We start from the raw sequence: 17,914 nt of genomic DNA, 5'->3' as shown, positions 1-17,914 counted from the left end.
TTGAGAATCGAAGGCCCACTCAACGCTGGAAGCGGTGTTGAAGTGGGCTTTTTCAGTTTTGTTGGCATGACGGACCGTCGGATGAGGCCGCCGATTGGCAATTGGCACTGGACGTGCTGGTAACCTACCTCGGACCTTGGCAACAGATACTCATTGATGGATTCGCATGGTGACCTATTCCACTGAACTGGCCTCCGCCGAAAACGCTGAGCGTGCGGAAGTACTTGAACTTCATTCAATCGATCGCGACTCCGTCATTGAGCTTCGACGTGGATTCTTCAGCGATCCACCGTCGCTTCCCTCGAAGTACTTCTACGACCAAGCTGGTTCGGTCCTGTTCGACGAGATTTGCGAGTTGGACGAGTACTACCCGACCCGGACCGAAGCATCGATCATGGGAGCTTCGGTCGATGCCATGGTGGATGCGATTGGACCAGCCGGTCGATTGATCGAATATGGAAGCGGCAGCAGTCTGAAAACACGGTTGCTGCTCGAACACGTGCACGCCGACGTGACTTACGTGCCCGTCGACATCTCAAGCGACTATCTGACCGAAGTCGCGGAAGGGCTTCGGCTTGAGTTCCCTCGTCGTCGAATCGCTCCGATCGCGGCGGACTTCACCCGTCCGTTTCAACTTCCAAGTTCGGGGGCGGGTCGGGCTCGCGACGTGGTCTATTTTCCAGGGTCGACGATTGGGAATTTTCGGCCGTCGTTCGCGGCGACCTTGCTTTCGCAAATGCGGAACCAGGTTGGAACGGGCGGCGGGTTGTTGATCGGGTTTGATCTGCAAAAGGACTCTGCCGTGTTGGAAGCTGCCTACGATGATCGTCGCGGGATCACCGCGTTGTTCAACCTGAACTTGCTAAGGCATCTCAACCGGGTCGCCGGCGGAGACTTCGATCTGGACTCTTACCGACACGTCGCACTCTACAACGATCGCGACCATCGGATTGAGATGTATCTCGAAAGTTGTCGCGAGCAAACCGTCACGCTGGCCGGACACACGCGGACGCTTTCAAAATCTCACCGCATTTTGACCGAGCTTTCGCACAAATACACGATCGACGGTTTCACCGAGATGGCGGCGGCGAGCGGTTGGCAGCGAGAGCAAATTTGGACGGATGCGAACGAGTACTTTGCAGTAGGAATGTTCCGCTCGTGAGTGATTCGATGCTGGATGCCTACCGCCAAGTTCGCGGACATTCGAGATCCATTTGTGCTCCGTTGGAAACGGAGGACTACGTGATTCAGTCGATGCCGGATGTTTCGCCGACTCGCTGGCATCTGGCCCACACGACTTGGTTCTTCGAAACATTTTGCTTGAAGAATTTGCCGGACTACCAACCCGAGCAGCCTGCGTTTGAGGTGTTGTTCAATTCTTATTACAACGCAGTCGGTGAGCAGTTCCCTCGCGAACGCCGCGGATTGCTCTCTCGTCCAACGGTGGCCGAGGTTTGGCGCTATCGGGATCAGGTCGATGAAGCGATGATCGATCTCTTGGCTCGCCCGGATCGCGAGTCCATTGTCTCTGATGAGGTGCTGCGGACGGGATTGAACCATGAACAACAGCATCAGGAGTTGATGCTGACGGATCTGTTGCACGTGTTCTCCTGCAACCCGCTTCATCCGGTTTACAGTGCCAGCGCGGTGAGGGATTGTGATCCGGTCGACGAGGTTCGGTGGATCGAATCTCCGGCCGAACGGATTGAAACGATTGGATTTGAAGAAACAAAGGACGGCAAGTTTTGCTTCGACAATGAGTTGCCTCGCCACCGAGTTTTGCTGTCACCGCATGCGATCGCGAATCGATTGGTGACCAATGGCGAGTACCTTGATTTCGTCGAAGACGGTGGCTACGACGATCCTTCGTATTGGTTGTCGGCCGGATGGGCGACGGTGCAATCGGAGGCTTGGCGAGCGCCGATGTACTGGCATCTTGGCGAAGAGGGCTGGTACCAGTTCACTCTTGCGGGTTTGAGACCGGTGGAAGAGAACGCACCGGTATGCCACCTGAGCTATTTTGAAGCCGATGCGTTCGCGAGGTGGTCGGGGTGTCGCTTGCCGACGGAGTTCGAATGGGAGGTTGCGGTTCGCGATTCGGGTGAATCGATCGTTGATGCGTTTGGTTCGCGTTGGCAATGGACGGCATCGGACTACGCTCCGTACCCGAAGTACACGGCTCCCGAGGGAGCGATCGGCGAATACAACGGCAAGTTCATGTGCGGCCAGAAAGTGCTTCGTGGCAGTTCCGTCGCCACACCATCCGGACACGAGCGATTGAGTTACCGCAACTTCTTCCCTCCCTCGATGCGCTGGCAGTTCTGCGGGATCCGACTGGCAATGGATCTGGAGTGAAGCAGGGCCGGCGGCGGCGTGGGGTTGTGGGGGATCCTCGCTAACGCGTCGGGTTTCCAATTTGGGTGGAAGCTCATCGCACGGGACGTGCGAAAGAGTAGAACATTTGTCCCCAAATGTTTGCGTGCTGGGGTGAGTTGGTCGAGCAGCATTGTGCGAACGCATGAAAGTGCACACGAGCACGGAGAGCAACGTTCTAACACTCCGAGATCATCGCTCCGTTTACCGACCGTCGCCCCGGATGGGGCCGCCGTGCATAGCTCGGGGCGTTCCTCGCTGACACGTCGGGTTTCCAATTTGGGTGGAAGCTCATCGCACGGGACGTGCGAAAGAGTAGAACATTTGTCCCCAAATGTTTGCGTGCTGGGGTGAGTTGGTCGAGCAGCATTGTGCGAACGCATGAAAGTGCACACGAGCACGGAGAGCAACGTTCTAACACTCCGAGATCATCGCTCCGTTTACCGACCGTCGCCCCGGATGGGGCCGCCGTGCATAGCTCGGGGCGTTCCTCGCTGACACGTCGGGTTTCCAATTTGGGTGGAAGCTCATCGCACGGGACGTGCGAAAGAGTAGAACATTTGTCCCCAAATGTTTGCGTGCTGGGGTGAGTTGGTCGAGCAGCATTGTGCGAACGAGTGAAAGTGCACACGAGCACGGAGGCAACCTTCTAAGCAGGTCGGCAGGAGTGATCAAGCACAACCATGTGAGCCGTTTGGGCGTTAGCCTGGGCTGATAAAAATGTTGGCAGGGTGGCAAGTGTGCGAACCGAATGCAACTCATTGAAAAAGTTAAATTGACAATTGAAAAATGCAAATTGATGCGATTTTATCCACGCATTCCGGCATTTTACAATTGTCAATTTACACTTTCACTTTTTCAATAACGACAAACGCCGTATCAATACCCTTCATTGGAAACCGCCCAAACCGCCTGGTTGATTTCATTTTTATCAGCCCAGCGTTAGCCCCGGTTGTGCGTGAAAACCGTGGCTAACGCCAGCGGCTCACATACCCGATGACACCTGCGTAGCTGCTTAACTCTCCGAGAACATCGCTCCGTTTACCGCCCATCGCCACGGACGGGGCCGTCGTGAGATTGTGGGGGATCCTCGCTGAAGCGTCGGGTTTCCATTTTGGGGTGGACGCTCACGGCATTGCCTCTCGCAATTTCCCCCTCCCTCAAACCTCAATTCCAAGACTGTTCTACCCTTTGGGTTTGGCGTTCTTTCGGTCAACCCATTGATGACTCGACGCGCGATACAGGCTGTGCTTGCCAAGTTTCGATGCGATTTGGTCGCTCAACGCATCCACTTTGGACGAAGCGATTTCGCCGGTTTCTTCGCCGAAGAGATTCAATTGCTTGGGCGCGTCGGCGTCTGTCAAACCACCGAGCGAAATTCCCAGCAGACGGACACTGCGTGGTTCGCGCGACCGCATTTCCAACAGCAACGCTTCGGAAACTTGCAGGATCTCGAGCGTGCTATCGGTGGGCGTGGAAAGCTTGCGAGCACGGCTGAAGGTTTGGAAATCTTCGCGGCGGTATTTCAACGTGATCGTCGATGCCAACCGGCGGGCTCGGCGTAGTCGACGTGCGGTTTGCTCGGACAGGTAGCTGACGACCGCGTTGAGCGATTCCATGTTGGACAGGTCTTCCGCGAAAGTGCGTTCGTGACCGATTCCCTTTGCCAAGTGATCCACCACAACTTGTCGGCCGTCGATGCCATTGGCAAGATTCCAAAGGTGTTCGCCCCAACGCCCCAATTGTGACTTCAGTGCGTCGGGGTCTTTGACGCGGAGGTCCGCGATGGTGCGATATCCCAGACGTTGCAATTTGGTTTGACCCACTTTGCCCACGCCCCACAATCGTGAGACCGGCAGCGGATCGAGGAATTCGCGAACGCCATCCGCGGGAACCTCGACGAACCCGTTGGGTTTTCCGATGTCACTGGCAATCTTCGCGACGAACTTCAGCGGCGCGATCCCGACGCTGGCGGGCAAGTCCAATTCCTGCCGGATCGTCTCTCGAATGTGGATGCCGATTTCGCGGGGCGAGCCGTGCAATCGAATCGTTCCCGAAACGTCCAAGAAGGCTTCGTCGAGGGACAAGGGCTGAACGACTGGTGTGAAGCGATGGAAGATCTCTCGGACCGCACGCCCAACGGACGCGTAATGATCCAAGCGTCCTCGAATGAAATCGGCGTGCGGGCAAAGCTTGATCGCGCGGCTGCCCGGCATCGCAGAATGAATGCCGTACTCGCGAGCCTCGTAGGACGCTGCGGTCACCACGCCGCGACCTTCGACGCCGCCGACCACCACCGGGCGACCACGAAGTTCCGGGCGATCGCGTTGTTCGATGGATGCGTAAAAGGCATCCATGTCGACGTGCAAGATCATGCCTTGCAATCGTCTTTGGCGGACGGGGAAGCAGGCAAGTCGGGAATTCCAAGTGGTCCGGTCTTTTCGATCTCAGCCAATTGTTCGTCACGTTTGGCGAGGTTGCTGGATTGACGCTTGGTCCATGTCGGGGCCATCTGTCTGGCGACGGTGACCGACAGATCGGGTTCGAAAGCGTGCTGTTTCAACACCGCCAAGGAATCCTCGAGCGGTCGCGGATCTCGGGCGATCCACTTTTGAATGCCATCAACCTTCAAGAAGAACGGCGACCGATGATGACCGTGTTCCATGACGGTTGGCAATGCCGGACGCATGATCAATGACATGGTGAAGTGAGCCGGTGATTCTTCTTGCGACTGTTCATTCGGTTCCGAGCGGAACCAAGTGAAAATGGCCGCGGCGAACAGAGGGGAGTCCTGGTCTGAGGTGAAGTCGACTTCCGTGCCCGCGGTTTCGCCCCAGTAACAAGGCTCACGAAAACCGGTCATGGGAACCGCGCAGCGGTGAGACTTGATCGCGGATTTCCACGGCCACTTTTCGAGGTTTTCGACGCGAGCGTTTGTCAGCGGCCGACGCTGAGATTCAGGCGTCTTGCCAAACGGAACCAAACCGAATGCCATCGGAAGGATTTCGTTGGCACCCGAACGATTGACCGCCACCGTGGGCGCTGGTTTGCCTGGGAAGATTTCCTCGGTGAATTCCATTTGCCGGGGTGGGGCGGCGTCGAGCGATCGAGCCAGATGGGCAAGATTGGTTTTGATGTTGAAACGATTGCACATCTTTCACCTCAACAACCCGTGTCCAAAGGAAACCAGACAGAAGGCTCGCGCGCCGTCTTTTGGGGCAGAGGCGTGAACGTCGGAAGAGAAATCTCGCGTGCTCGAACGGTGAGATTCCGATCGCTCGCAAAGGATGCTCGGGACGCGAACGACGCATGCAAAAGCAAACCAATGCTTGCTGGAGAATACAATTTGCCGCTGGCGGCAACCGCTCTGGGGCCAAACGGGCTCGCATCGATTTTTCGGCGGCAGACCAGGCATTTGCCTGTCAAACCCGTTGCATCACGGAGGGTGGATGACGGGACTCGAACCCGCGACCTTCGGAATCACAATCCGACGTTCTAACCAACTGAACTACAACCACCGTGTTGGAGCAGGGAATTTATCGATGTGATCTCGTGGGGTCAATCCCGTAGCGACACTCTGATTCCCAGTTCTGGCAGAGAATCAGGACGCTTTGTCGGCAAAATTAGAACTGCCCAACCATTTTGCCTTTTCGTTTCGAAGTATTGGCTTCTAAACTAAACATTGATTCACTGGTGTGGCGACGAACCCCCTGGCAGGACCAGTGTGCGTGGAGCCGGGAAGGAATCTTTTGAAGCGCCGTGGCGGTAATGGTACGATGGCGTGAAGGTCAGTCTGACAATGTCCCTTGAACGATGGCTCATGTGAAATGTCAAAGTGGGAAGACTACACAGGTGATGAATGGATGCGTCCTCTGGCGAGCCAGGACACGCGGACCAAGCACCTTCTTGACCGTGAGACTCAGGGCATCAAACCGCGTCCGAGGTTGCAACCACCGCCGTTTCAGACGGGCGATACCTGGGGTGATTTCATCTTGGAGGAATGGCTTGGGTCTGGAACGCATGGGTGGGTGTTTGCCGCGCGAGAACAGGCCACTAACAAACCGGTCGCGCTGAAGATTCTAGCCCTCGAGGATGAGCCGGGCACGACGCTTGCCAAAACCGGTTTTCGTCGGATGGCGAAGTTGAACCATCGCAATCTCATGCAACTTCATGGGATTCACCAGCACGAGAAGTGCGTCGCGTTCAGCATGGAGCGAATCGATGGCAGCAATCTCACCGCCGCCATTCGTTGTTGGCGGGACTTGCCGTTGCAGCAGGCTTGCGAGAATGTGATCGAGATGGTTCGTCAGGTTGGTTCCGCGATCGGTTGGATGCACGCCCGCGAGTTGGTGCACCGCGATCTGAAACCCAGCAACATCATGGTGACGAACGATTGCCAACGTTTCGTCGTGATCGATTATGACTCTGCAGGCAAGTTTCAAGAGCACGACGCGGAATCCATGCGTGCTTATCTGATCTGGACCCCGATGTATGTGGCGCCAGAGGTCTTGGTCCGGCAGCGGCACAGTCCATCGAGCGACGTTTTCAGTTTAGGGATGGTGGTTCTGGAGGCGTTGCGAGTTTTCACGGCCGCTCAGTATCGCCGGGAAGAACACCGCCGAGAAGAGACTCATCAGGACGAAATTCACCGGGATGAGTACCCGGACAATGCTTCTCTTCCAACTGATGGCAGCGATGAATCGTTGGGGATCCAGCGCGACAAGTCGAATGAAGAACAAGATCGGATGTTGATCACCAAGGCGGTTCGTGGATTGCACCCTGATATCCCGGCGGATCTGATCGATACGCTGGACGAGATGCTGGCGCCCAATGAGGCCGATCGGCCGATGGCGATGACGTTGGCGCGGATCGGACGCCCCCTCGAAGCGATGCAAATGACTCGGATCACCGATGTCAGTTCCAGTCGTCTTCGCGAGGCGACTCAGCACATTCGCCACGATGAACTGGCCCGGATTCATCGGTGGAGTCACCTGGTTCTGGGAGGGCAGACTCAACGGTTGCATCTCAGTGGTGATTCAGGGATCGGCAAGTCAACGCTGTTGGATGTCGCCCTGTCGCAGTTGCGTTCCTTGTCTTGGGCCCAAGTGTTTGTGGCACGTTGCCAGCAACGGGATCAGAAACCGCTGCAGGCATTCAGCCAGATTTCAGACGAAATCACGATGCGATTTCGGGGCATGGATCGGGAGCCGTTGCAGGTGGATTCGGTCACCGTCAGCTTGCTGACCAGCATCCTGCCAGGGCTGGCAGAGGTCTTGGAAGTGGACCGCTCGCAGCCGCTGTTGCAAACGTCGCCCACTCGTCCCGGTGGTTTGGAAGCGGCGCTCAAGGTCTGCGAGCGGCTGCGTGAATATGGGCCGGTCTTCTTCGTGATCGACGATGTTCAGTGGGCCGATCGCGATACGATTTCCGTGCTGGATTACTTGCAATCTGCCAGCCTGAACCGGCCCAAAGCCCCTGAATTGCAGGGGTTCGGGTTGATCACCGTTTCGCGAACGAGTGGCGATCGGCAGGTCACACCGCCGGATGAGACCCTCGAGCTTGGTCCGTTGCCCGATGAGACCGCCATCGAAATGTTGGTGGCGGAAGCGTCGAAGTTTGAATTGCAAATTCCGGAAGAGCACCTGACGACATTGGCTCAGCAAATTGACGGGATGCCTTACCGTCTGGATGCCTGTCTCGAAGAACTTCGACCGGGAGGTTGGTTGTCCGATGCGATTCAAAAAGCAGAATCGGGTGGTGAAGGTGTTGCCGTGCCATCGATGGAATCCCTCTGGCAGAACCGCTCCGAACGGCTCCGTCCCGGCGCGATGCAGTGGCTGCGACGAATCGCAGCGGCGGGACGCCAGGTGCCAATCGAGGAACTCCGCGGTTGGAAGGAGGACACCGATGACCTCAACGATCAACTGGACGAGTTGCAGCGCCATCGATTGATTGTTCCCGGTGAATCCTCGGGTCCCACCGTGCAAATTTGGCATTCCCGATTGGGTGAGAAAATTCTCGCTCAAATGTCGGAAGCAGAGATCCGTCAACTGCACGCGGATTGGGCTGAGACGTTGTCGCATGTCCGGCCGGACGTTGCCAGCGTGATTGCCTCTCACTACCAACGTGCCGGGCTCCATGAATCGCTTGGGATCTGGGCGAAACTGGCGGCCGAACAAGCCCAGCAAATGTACGCTCATGGGGAAGTCGCATCGTGGTATCAGGTCGCAGCTGACAATTCCAGCGGCGAGCAGCAGATTCAGTACTTGAAGGAAGCGTCGTTCGCCTGGCATCGCAGTGGCCGGCTGAACCGAGCCGCGGAAGCACACGAGGCACTGGCGAAGTTGTTGCCGGGGCATGCCTCGGTCGAACATCAGATGCACCGTGTGGAGTGTTTGATTCGCTCGGGCGAATTCAGCGACGCGAGCCGGTTGGTGGAACCATTGATCGATCAACTGGGATTGCCGCGGTTGAAGTCCAAATGGGCGTTCAATCTGTCGGTCATGTGGCGGATCATTCGTCTGTTGCCCATGCAACGTGATCTCTCGGTGGTTCTTGACCAACCCACTCCAGCACGCACGTGGAAACAAGGCTGCCAAATCGAGGCCTGTGTTCGCTTGATTCGTCCGCTCAGCATCATCAACAACAACATTGCGATGGAATGGGCACTCTTTGCTGCCCGACAAGTTCGGTTGCTGGGGACGGCCGGAGAACGCTTGCAATTGGGAGTCGGCGAAACAGTCTTTTCCTCTTACAACCCAGGGAGATCTCGCCAACGGGCCAGTCAGAGTCTGCAGCGAATGCTGGGCGCGTTGCGCCCGGAAGACGACCCTTCTTGGCACGGCGATGTCAATGCGGGCTTGGCGTGGAACGCCGCCATGGACGGTCGCTATGCCGACGCGTTGGAGCCATGTACGAAGGCGAAGCAATTTTATGGTTTGAGTGAACACGCCAAAAGCTTTGAGATAGCGCACACGTCGTATGTCGAATTGGCCTCGTTTTTTCAGTGTGGCAAAATCTTGGAAATGCGACGGACCGTGGCCGATATGCAGGCAGAGGGCCGGACAACAAATGATCAGTTCGTCACCATCATGGGGACGCTGGGGTATGCGTCCGTGGCGTTCTTTTCCGACAATGACATGGCGCGAATGGACTTGGCCTCGGATCGTGTGCGAGAATGCATGAAGCACGTCGGAGCAACGTCCTTTTTGTTCGTCCAGCAGTTCAAAGACGTGCTTCGCGACCTCTATTCAGCGGACGTGACCAACGGGGCTTCCAAGTTGGATTTGTTGCCACGCCAGATGCGTTCTTACGATTTGAATCGCGTGCAAATGATTCGGATCAACTTCACGGAGTTCGTTTGCCTGCTTTCACTCCAGGCTTTGAGTTGCCAAGTGAAAACGGCCGAGAATGCGTTGCGAAATGCTCTGCAAAAGCTACGGCGTGAGAAATCGGAATTTGCCAACATGAAAGCCAATTTCTACCAAGGCATTCACATGGCTCGCAGCTCCGTCTCCGGGATGGACAACCATGCTCGGCAACTGCTGACTTCCGCTGCTGCGAAAGCGAAGGAACTTCAACTGACACCGTACGTGCTGGCCGCGAACGACGAACTGAAGTGGCTTGATTCCGTTGATCAAGAGTCGGACTTGGAAGCTTACTTGGCGGACGAAGGCGTCGTCGCGCCCTCGCGATTCGCAAGGCTGTACCGGGGTGTCGATCGTCCGGGACGCTGAGTATGTGCGTTCTCGGACGTCATGCTCTCGAAGGGCGTTCTAAGCAGGTTGGCTGAAATGATTGGGGAACAAGCCCCATGAGCCGTTCAAGCGTGCCCTGGACTGCTGAATGTTTGGCGTTGTGACGCACTGTGGTTGAGCCAGTTTTTATCCCGGTAGGGATTTCAGATGGTAGCCGCCGGTAAGCGATCGCGCCACCGACGGACCTGTAGCCCGCGTCGCCACTCTCCATCCCGGCGTGGCCGAGGGACATCGATTTTATGACTGACGTTCTTCGAGGCGTCCTTCGCCCGGGACCTGAACCGTCGTGGACGAGGCGACGAGTCCTTCCCCACGCAAGGGACTCGTTGCCTCGTCCACTACCCAATGCTGCCCTTCATCAATCGACATCCCATGGCCACGGCGGGATGGAGAGTATTGTGGGGGACGCGCGTTTTCCGGGCGTAAGCTGCTACGCAGGAACCCCCGGCTACCATCTGACATCCCTGCCGGGCTGAAGGAAGACAGCAAGCTGGAAGAAAAGCTGCATCCGCTATCGGGCCGTCAACATCAAACATTGCGTGGTCCAGACTTGCCCCACGGTTGTGGCACGCGACTGAATCGAACGCAGTGTTGGCTTTGGCGAGACATTTCGCCTGCCTGGTTTGCTTCCGCAAATTGGACTGCGAATCTGAAAGGATTTCAGAGAGTTGCCAGGGGGCACTGCGAGGGATGTCGACTTGAAGGAAGGAGGCTTTTTCTCGTTCCCTGGATCTGCCTGGGAACGCAATGCACTGCAGGCTCGGCCTGCTGAGACATCATTGGGAGGCGGAGCCTCCAAGACAGTGTGTTCCCAGGCAGAGCCTGGGAACAAGGAATCTGCAACCCGAAACACTCGTTAGCAATACGACTCGTTACTTGCTGTTCCACCACCAACGTGAGGCCGAGTCGCTGGCAACAGCAACACTGCCCAGTGTTTCGTCGATCACGGCGTTTTCAGAGACGGCGAACGCGTTGACGTTGACGCCACCGGAGGCGGTCACGGTCCAGCCAGCACGGCCTTTGATGAAGCTGCACTGAGGCTCAAGGGTCTTGGGCATGTCATAGCTGGCCAATTCGACTTGCGAATCTTTGCCACGAAGGACGCTCAGGTCGATGCCCGATTTTTGGTCGAGTTGTTGCTGGGTGACAAGGGTCGCGACGACGGCCAGGTCCATGGCGTTGCGAAGGTCACGAAAGACAGGGCGTTCGCGAGAAAGGTCTTCGAATTGCTCGGTCATCATGTCGGCCCATTTGGTTGCCAGTGGATTCTGGCGACCGGTCGAGCGGACCTTGCCTTCTTTGTCGAACGTGTCGTCTTCTGTCAGCGTTTTCACGCCTTGACCACTGATCTTCCAGACGCGTCCATCGGCGTCATGAGCGATCGGATCGTAGTCGCATGCCATCCACCAACGAGGGCTGCTGACACTGGACTGGGCTTGGTTCTTGGCGATCTCAAGGTAGCTGGGCAAGCCAGCAACAGGTGACTGGGTCAGTCCCATCGCGATGCGTTTCATTTCGAAGTCAGCGGCGACCAAGGTTCGAGCGAAACGGCTGTCGGTGGGCACTCCGGCCAAGAAGATCTGCTGTGGGCCGAAGGCTTGTCGCATACCGGCTTCAAGGTAGGCGGGGTTTTGTCCGGGACGAAGTTTGACATTCTTCAAGAAGTTTTGCAGACGCACGCGACCTTCGGCGGTGGGCTCGATCGAGCAACGGATGCCGCCGTCGTTGCGAGCGGTTTCAACGCTGCTGAAAGCGGTGACCAGGTCATCCAACCGGAGCACGGATCCGCCGGTCTTCGTTCCCACAACGTGTCCATCGGGACGAACCATCCAAGGCTCGGCGGGACCGGCCAGCAGAATGTCGTTGTTCTCTTCGTCAACGATCACATATTCAATCCGCTGCATGCCAGCGAGGAACATGGTTTCGGTGTCGAGGTGTTTGCCGGATTCGTGAGCTTCTTGGAGGGCAGCTTGCAAACCGTTTAGCGAAATGACCCGGCGATCGGTGGCTTCCGCCAACTCGCCCGCGGGGACCTGCATGGCGTTGCGGACGACTTGGGCCATTTCCTTCTGTTCTTCGATGGTGGCGGCGCGGACGCTGCCATCCGGAGCGATCATCACTCCACCGACCGTCTGTTGATTCCCCAGCCCAATGCCGGCGTCTGCCGTGGAAGCCGTCATGGCCACACAGAGAGCTGTCAACATGGCTGCGGGCAACACCAACGCTGGCAATTGCATGGCACGAACCCAAGACCCAAAGCCGCGTTGGATGGGTCGACCGGAAACAGGGCGACCAAGAAGAGAAGAGCACATCGAGACGTGTATCCGGCTGGCGGAGAGAAGGGATGGTGAAAGTCGACCGGCGGTGGGGGGAACCCGCAGTCTATGATTAGAATAATTGCAGGCTCTACCAGTGACAAGCAAATCTAACACAACTGAACCCGACGCTGCTCCAGCGAAATCGCCCCCAGACGCCTATTTGGTGGTTCACCGCGGCATGCGCTGGACGGATGTGATTCGGTTGTCGGGCGATATGCGTTGGACAATCGGCCGCTCTTCGTCCAATCCCATCGTGCTTCGCAGTGCGCAATCCAGCCGGCAGCACGCAGAGATTCGACCGGCAATCACTCCGGATGGCCCTGTTTGGGCGATTGTGGACCTGAATTCGCGAAACGGGGTGCAGGTCAATTCCCGGCGAATCAAGGCCCCAACGGTGCTGAAGGAAGCTGACCAGCTCCAGATTGCAGGCTTCGAACTGACCTTCACTCGCAACCCTGCCACGCTGACGCGTCCCCCCGTTCGGCTGCCCTCCGTCCCCGGTGCGGCGTCCCCCAACGGCTCCGGGGCGGTCGACGACGGGGCAACGCAGGACAACCTGGGCGGCGATTGGCAGAGCGATTGTTCCGATGATGACGGTGACAACGGCGAGAGTGAGGTCGATGTTGTCTCCCAGATCATGTCCAGCGGTTTGGCCGGCCGAATCAATCGTGAACCGAATCCGACGCGAGTCGAAAATTCGTCCGATTCAGACGCGGTGGATCCGTTGCTGGCGATGGCGTTCGCGCTGGGGCGAGCGGAATCGATCGAGGAGTGTGGCGAAACATTGATGCAAACGCTCGAAGATTTGATGCCGGGTTCGACGATTGGGTTGTACCTGTTCGACGCCGAACAAAAAGCGGCTTTGCTTGAGGGGGCTGGGCTGGCTCCTCCACGTTTGGTTCGTCAACCGGCTGGCACACGTTACCGCCGTCCGCCAACGCCGCTGATTCAACCTATCTTGCAACCTCAGTCCGCTGCGATTTTGGCTCGCAACGTTCTGGGCGACCGCCGATTGGCAACCGAAAACACAGCAGGCGAGATCGATGTCGAATCGATCATTTTAGCGCCACTTCGGCCTGTGGTTTCTGAAAGAGGTGACGAGGCCCCGGCGGAACGAAACGCTTTGCTTCGTGAGAAATCGCTGCCGGTCGGTTTGGTCCATGTGACCACTCCAGCGGGGAAGCCCGCCTTGACCGCGAACCAGTTGCGAAACGTGGTCGCGGCGGGAGAAATCTTCTGCCAGGCGATCCGCTCGATTCACCGAGAGGCATCGTTGACGCGTTCGCTGAAGAAGTCCGAGGCGGTGATCAGTCGCTTGCGTCGGCAGTTGGCCGGGCGAATTCAGATCTTGGGAAACAGTGAGCCGATTCGGCTCGTTCAACAACAGATTGCCCAGGTCGCCCCGACGCCATCAGTTGTTTTGGTGCGAGGCGAATCCGGGGTGGGCAAGGAGTTGGTGGCGTCGGCGATTCATCACGCCGGTCCACGTCGCGATGGGCCGCTGGTGTGTTTGAACTGCGCGGCGTTGTCCAAGGATCTGTTGGAGTCGGAATTGTTCGGCCACGAAGAAGGTGCCTTCACGGGCGCGACCCAACAAAAGCGAGGCAAGTTCGAAGTCGCCTCTGGCGGCACCTTGATGCTGGACGAAATCGGCGAGATGAGCTTGGACCTGCAAGCCAAACTGCTTCGCGTCCTCGAAGGTCATCCCTTTGAACGTGTCGGTGGGCAGTCACCGATTCAAACCGATGTGCGCGTGGTGGCAGCGACGCATCGTGATCTGCGCGCGATGGTCGAGCAGAAGACCTTTCGAGAGGATCTGTTTTACCGGCTCAACGTGGTCGAAATCTTGGTGCCGCCACTCCGAGAACGTGGCCGCGATGTGATTTTGCTGGCGAATCACTTTTTGCATTCGTTCGCTGAGTCGATGGCTCGCGGGCGATTGAAGTTCACGTCGCTGGCTGAGAAAAAGTTGCAACGCCATCGCTGGCCCGGCAATGTGCGTGAACTCCGAAACGTGATTGAGCGAGCCGTTGTGATGTCGCCGATGGATGCTGGCGGCGACGGCAACGTGATCGAACTGGACGCCGACGATCTGTTGATCACTTTGGTCGCCGGGCCATCGAAAGGGAACGCCTCGAAGGCAAGTTCAGGGAAGGTGTCGGAGGCGGATGACTCCGATGACCTGGAGCTTTCCTTGGCGGAGCTGGAAATGCGTCACATCCGCCGGGTGTTGGAATCGACCGGCGGGAACAAGAGTCGCGCTTCGATGATCTTAGGAATCGAACGCAGCACACTGGATCGCAAGTTGAAGAAGGCCCAGAAAGACTAGCTGAGTCTGCCGGAGCGGCGCCGCAGCGGCTTGATCCGGCCTACTCGCTATCGTTTTTCACTGAGTGCCAGCAACGCTCGGCGACTGTCGTTGTAGTCCAGGGCGACGACTCGCAAGTCGGTGGGCAATTTTCGGATCACGGGATCGATGTAGGGGTCCGCTTGGCCGGCGATCAATCGATCAGCCCAGTCGCCATGGATGTCGACCGAGTCCACATCGATTTTCGCGGCCATGTGCCGAATCAAGGTTGGAAGCGAACGAATCGGCGTGTCGGCGCGATACCCGGAAGCAGCCTGTCGCAGCCGAACTTCAGCGGAAGCCAACTGGCGAGCCAAGCTCCAGGCCGCGTCGTCGCCTTCGCGGTGAACGGCAACGGTGAAGTGGGCTTTGCCAAGCATCGTGGAGGAGGAACTGGTTTCCAACAGGGGCATCTCAGCCCACACGCCACTGATCGGATTGGTTTTCGCGGGTTTGCCGTAGGCCATCACGACGACATCGAGCATTCCAGCACGGAACCCAGGCGGCACATCAAAGGCGACTTGGAAGGACTTTTCACCTTCCAAGATCTGTTGCGACGTCCAGCGGAGTTTGTAGTAAACACCTCGGCCACGTTCGATGGTTCCGGCGGCGGAGACGGCATGCAACGGAGCGTGTTTGTCAAACTGGATCGCTTCGGATTGCTTGTCGCCGTTGTCGGCACCCAAGTGAGCGGAGGCCAAGTGACCGTAGCCACCATCCGCGGCGATCCCGATGGAACGAGTGGATTCATCAGAACGTTTGACTTGGATGGGCGTGGCGTAGTCGGTTCCCGTTTCGGTGCGTGGTGAATAGTCCAGCACTCGCCAGGACGCGGCACGAGGAACGACTTGAACCATCCAGCGGTCAATCGTTGGAAGCTTGGTGCCTGAAACCATGGACGACAAATGCAATTCGATTTGCATGGACTCGCCGGCTTGAGCGGTTGGGGTCATGCGATTCGAAAGGTCGACTGGGCGGGCGACCGCGGTCGGTGGCAAATCGAACGAGAGGGCTTGAGCGTTTTCCTCTGCGGCGATGTCGGTGGCCAACCAAGCCAGAGCGAACGCAACCGTGTAAGACGTGACTCGAGTTTGTAAGAAGTTCATCACTGTGTCTCCGCGACCAGACAATTGATTGACGGTGTCAGTCGGGTCATCCGACTCAATTCCGTTCCATCATGGATGCGGGCTGACTCTCGGCAGCAAGGAGAGTGTTTCATCGTTCCCGCGATGGGCAAGCAACGCAAACTCGATGCCAGAATGATCGCCATTTTTCAGGCGAACGCAGACCTTGAGTGTGAAACTTGCCAGCCGGTTTTCGTTGCACATGCAGCACGGCAGGTTTGCGAACGGGAAGCCGTGAAACAATCCGGTCAGGAATGCATGCGGGGCAGGTCACTGCCCTCGGCGATGATCTCACTTTCCAACTTGGACAGTTCCGTGAGACGATCGCGAACCGATTCGCGGTCCGCGAAGTGTTCGGCGAGCTTCACGTAAGTCGTGTGGTGGCGGGCTTCGCTTTCAAACAACCCTGCGTAAAACGCGGACAATTCGGGGTCTCGCTCGGCGACATGTTCGGCCAGCAAGCGGAACCGCTCACAACTGCGAGCTTCGATCAACGAGGCGACCAGCAGTCGATCGACCGCCCGGTTGGGATCGTTCTGGCGGATCAACCCGTTCAATTTTCGACCATAGGGACCGGGACCGATTCGCCGGAACGGGATGTCACGTTGTTTCAGAATGTCGACGACCATGAAGAAGTGTTCGAGTTCCTCTTCCACGATCGTTGCCATCTCGCGGCAGATGTCGAGGTTCTCGGTGTAGGCGTTCATCAGGTTCATCGCGGTCGACGCGGCTTTGCGTTCGCAGTGCGCATGATCGAGCAACAACTCGTCGAGATGATTGTCGACTTGTTCGAGCCAACGCTTCGTTGATTCAGATTGCAAATGAAGCATTGCGATTATGCCTCCAACAACGCCGCGGCAAACGTGTCCGGGTCGAACTTGGTCATGTCCTCGATGCCTTCGCCCAGCCCCACGAACTTGACTGGCAATTCGAACTGTTCGCGAATCGGCAGGACAACGCCACCTTTGGCGGACCCGTCCAGTTTGGACAGGATGATCCCCGTGCAACCGGCCGCGTTGCTGAATCCCTTTGCCTGACTGATCGCGTTTTGACCGGCGGTCGCGTCCAGAACCAACAGGACTTCGTGAGGTGCACCCGGCAGTTTTTTGTCGATGACGCGACGGATCTTTTCCAGTTCCAGCATCAACTTGCCTTGCGTTTGCAAGCGGCCAGCCGTGTCGATGATTGCGTAGTCCGCACCGATCTCGATTGCTTTTTCGGTCGTTTGATACGCGACGCTGGCGGGGTCGACACCGCTGGGGCCGGTCACAATTTCGCAACCGATTCGCTCCGCCCAAATGGTCAGCTGTTCGACCGCGGCAGCACGGAAGGTGTCGCCTGCACCCAGGACAATCTTGTGGCCTTGCGAGACAAGGTGATGCGAGAGTTTGCCGATCGATGTCGTTTTGCCACTTCCGTTCACGCCGACGACCAAGATCACGGTCGGGGGCGAGTCGGCTTTGGCAAGGTCACCGTGATCTTGCTTGAGTTGTTCGCGAATGTCTTCGGTGATGGTCTCGACGACTTCTTCCAAGTGCACCACACGGCCTCGGAAATCTTTCGCGACGCGATCGCGAATTCGGCCGGCGGGACCCGCCCCCATGTCCGTGCGAACCAACCGTGCGAACAGCTCACCCAGGAATTCTTCGTCGACCAGACGGCCCTCTGCTTTGAAGAGGTCACGGATGTCGGTTCCCAGGACCCGGCGAGTTTTCTGCAGGCCGTTTTTCATCTTGCCAAACAGGCCGCCGGAGGCTTCTTCACCGGCCGATGGCGAAAAAGAGGTGGAGGAGTCGTCGCTCGAGTCGTTCTTTTTGGATCGCCAGAAAGCCATCGATCAATGCACGTTTGGGAATGGAGCGTGTGGGGAACAAAACGGGACCGCGTCGAAAACAAGGCGGCCCCTGGAATTGTGTCGCAATGCGATGAAATCCACCACCCGGGGAAGTCCATCGAGGCCATGGTTCGTGCACCGCTTCGGTTAAGATGGGCCGC

At 57.4% G+C, this 17,914-nt stretch carries 10 protein-coding genes and 1 tRNA gene; 4 read left to right on the top strand and 7 right to left on the bottom strand.

All coding sequences use genetic code 11. The features are described from left to right. The first annotated feature begins 166 nt into the window (after positions 1-166). Positions 167-1,162 (top strand): L-histidine N(alpha)-methyltransferase, encoded by a 996-nt coding sequence (egtD, locus tag RISK_RS15165; protein WP_047815155.1) that lies wholly within the window; start codon positions 167-169, stop codon positions 1,160-1,162. Beyond that, a complete protein-coding gene (gene egtB, locus RISK_RS15160; protein ID WP_047815154.1) occupies positions 1,159-2,355 on the top strand; it encodes an ergothioneine biosynthesis protein EgtB in 1,197 nt (398 codons plus the stop codon). The genes egtD and egtB overlap by 4 nt, the downstream gene beginning before the upstream one ends. A 1,202-nt stretch (positions 2,356-3,557) precedes the next feature. On the opposite strand, the gene dinB is transcribed toward egtB, so the two are convergent. The 3 genes from dinB to RISK_RS15140 all read right to left on the bottom strand — a co-directional run bounded on the left by dinB (position 3,558) and on the right by RISK_RS15140 (position 5,891). Further along, positions 3,558-4,748 carry a DNA polymerase IV gene (gene dinB / locus RISK_RS15155; RefSeq protein WP_047815153.1) on the bottom strand — a complete coding sequence of 397 codons (1,191 nt, stop codon included), beginning with the start codon at positions 4,746-4,748 and terminating at the stop codon, positions 3,558-3,560. Continuing rightward, a complete protein-coding gene (locus RISK_RS15150) occupies positions 4,745-5,527 on the bottom strand; it encodes an SOS response-associated peptidase (protein ID WP_047815152.1) in 783 nt (260 codons plus the stop codon). Before RISK_RS15150 ends, dinB begins: the two co-directional genes overlap by 4 nt. 290 nt (positions 5,528-5,817) lie before the next feature. Further along, positions 5,818-5,891 (bottom strand) — tRNA-His (locus tag RISK_RS15140). 309 nt (positions 5,892-6,200) lie between these two features. On the opposite strand from RISK_RS15140, the gene RISK_RS15135 reads away from it, so the two are divergent. After that, complete coding sequence (locus tag RISK_RS15135) at positions 6,201-10,109, top strand: serine/threonine-protein kinase (RefSeq protein WP_047815150.1); 3,909 nt, start codon at positions 6,201-6,203, stop codon at positions 10,107-10,109. Between the two features lie 893 nt (positions 10,110-11,002). Here the strand turns inward: RISK_RS15135 and RISK_RS15130 are convergent. Next, positions 11,003-12,352, bottom strand: coding sequence for a DUF1598 domain-containing protein (locus RISK_RS15130; protein ID WP_047815255.1), 1,350 nt, complete (start codon positions 12,350-12,352; stop codon positions 11,003-11,005). A gap of 190 nt (positions 12,353-12,542) precedes the next feature. Here RISK_RS15130 and RISK_RS15125 point away from each other — a divergent pair, with 190 nt between their 5' ends. Continuing rightward, the gene (locus RISK_RS15125) at positions 12,543-14,777 is read left to right on the top strand and encodes a sigma-54-dependent Fis family transcriptional regulator (RefSeq protein ID WP_047815149.1); all 2,235 of its coding nucleotides are present in this window, start codon (positions 12,543-12,545) and stop codon (positions 14,775-14,777) included. 47 nt (positions 14,778-14,824) lie between these two features. Here RISK_RS15125 and RISK_RS15120 read toward each other — a convergent pair whose 3' ends face one another. The 3 genes from RISK_RS15120 to ftsY form a co-directional block, all read right to left on the bottom strand. Further along, positions 14,825-15,901, bottom strand: a complete 1,077-nt coding sequence (locus tag RISK_RS15120; protein WP_047815148.1) for a hypothetical protein — start codon at positions 15,899-15,901, stop codon at positions 14,825-14,827. A gap of 266 nt (positions 15,902-16,167) precedes the next feature. Then, a complete protein-coding gene (miaE, locus tag RISK_RS15115) occupies positions 16,168-16,749 on the bottom strand; it encodes a tRNA-(ms[2]io[6]A)-hydroxylase (protein WP_047815147.1) in 582 nt (193 codons plus the stop codon). A 5-nt stretch (positions 16,750-16,754) separates the two neighbouring features. Next, on the bottom strand, positions 16,755-17,753 hold the full coding sequence (ftsY, locus tag RISK_RS15110) for a signal recognition particle-docking protein FtsY (RefSeq protein WP_047815146.1): 999 nt from the start codon (positions 17,751-17,753) through the stop codon (positions 16,755-16,757). Between the last annotated feature and the right edge of the window lie 161 nt (positions 17,754-17,914).

This window comes from Rhodopirellula islandica (genome assembly GCF_001027925.1).
Classification (GTDB): Bacteria; Planctomycetota; Planctomycetia; order Pirellulales; family Pirellulaceae; genus Rhodopirellula; species Rhodopirellula islandica.
Note: the sequence above shows the minus strand (reverse complement) of the source record. Positions and strands in the feature narration are given on the sequence as shown.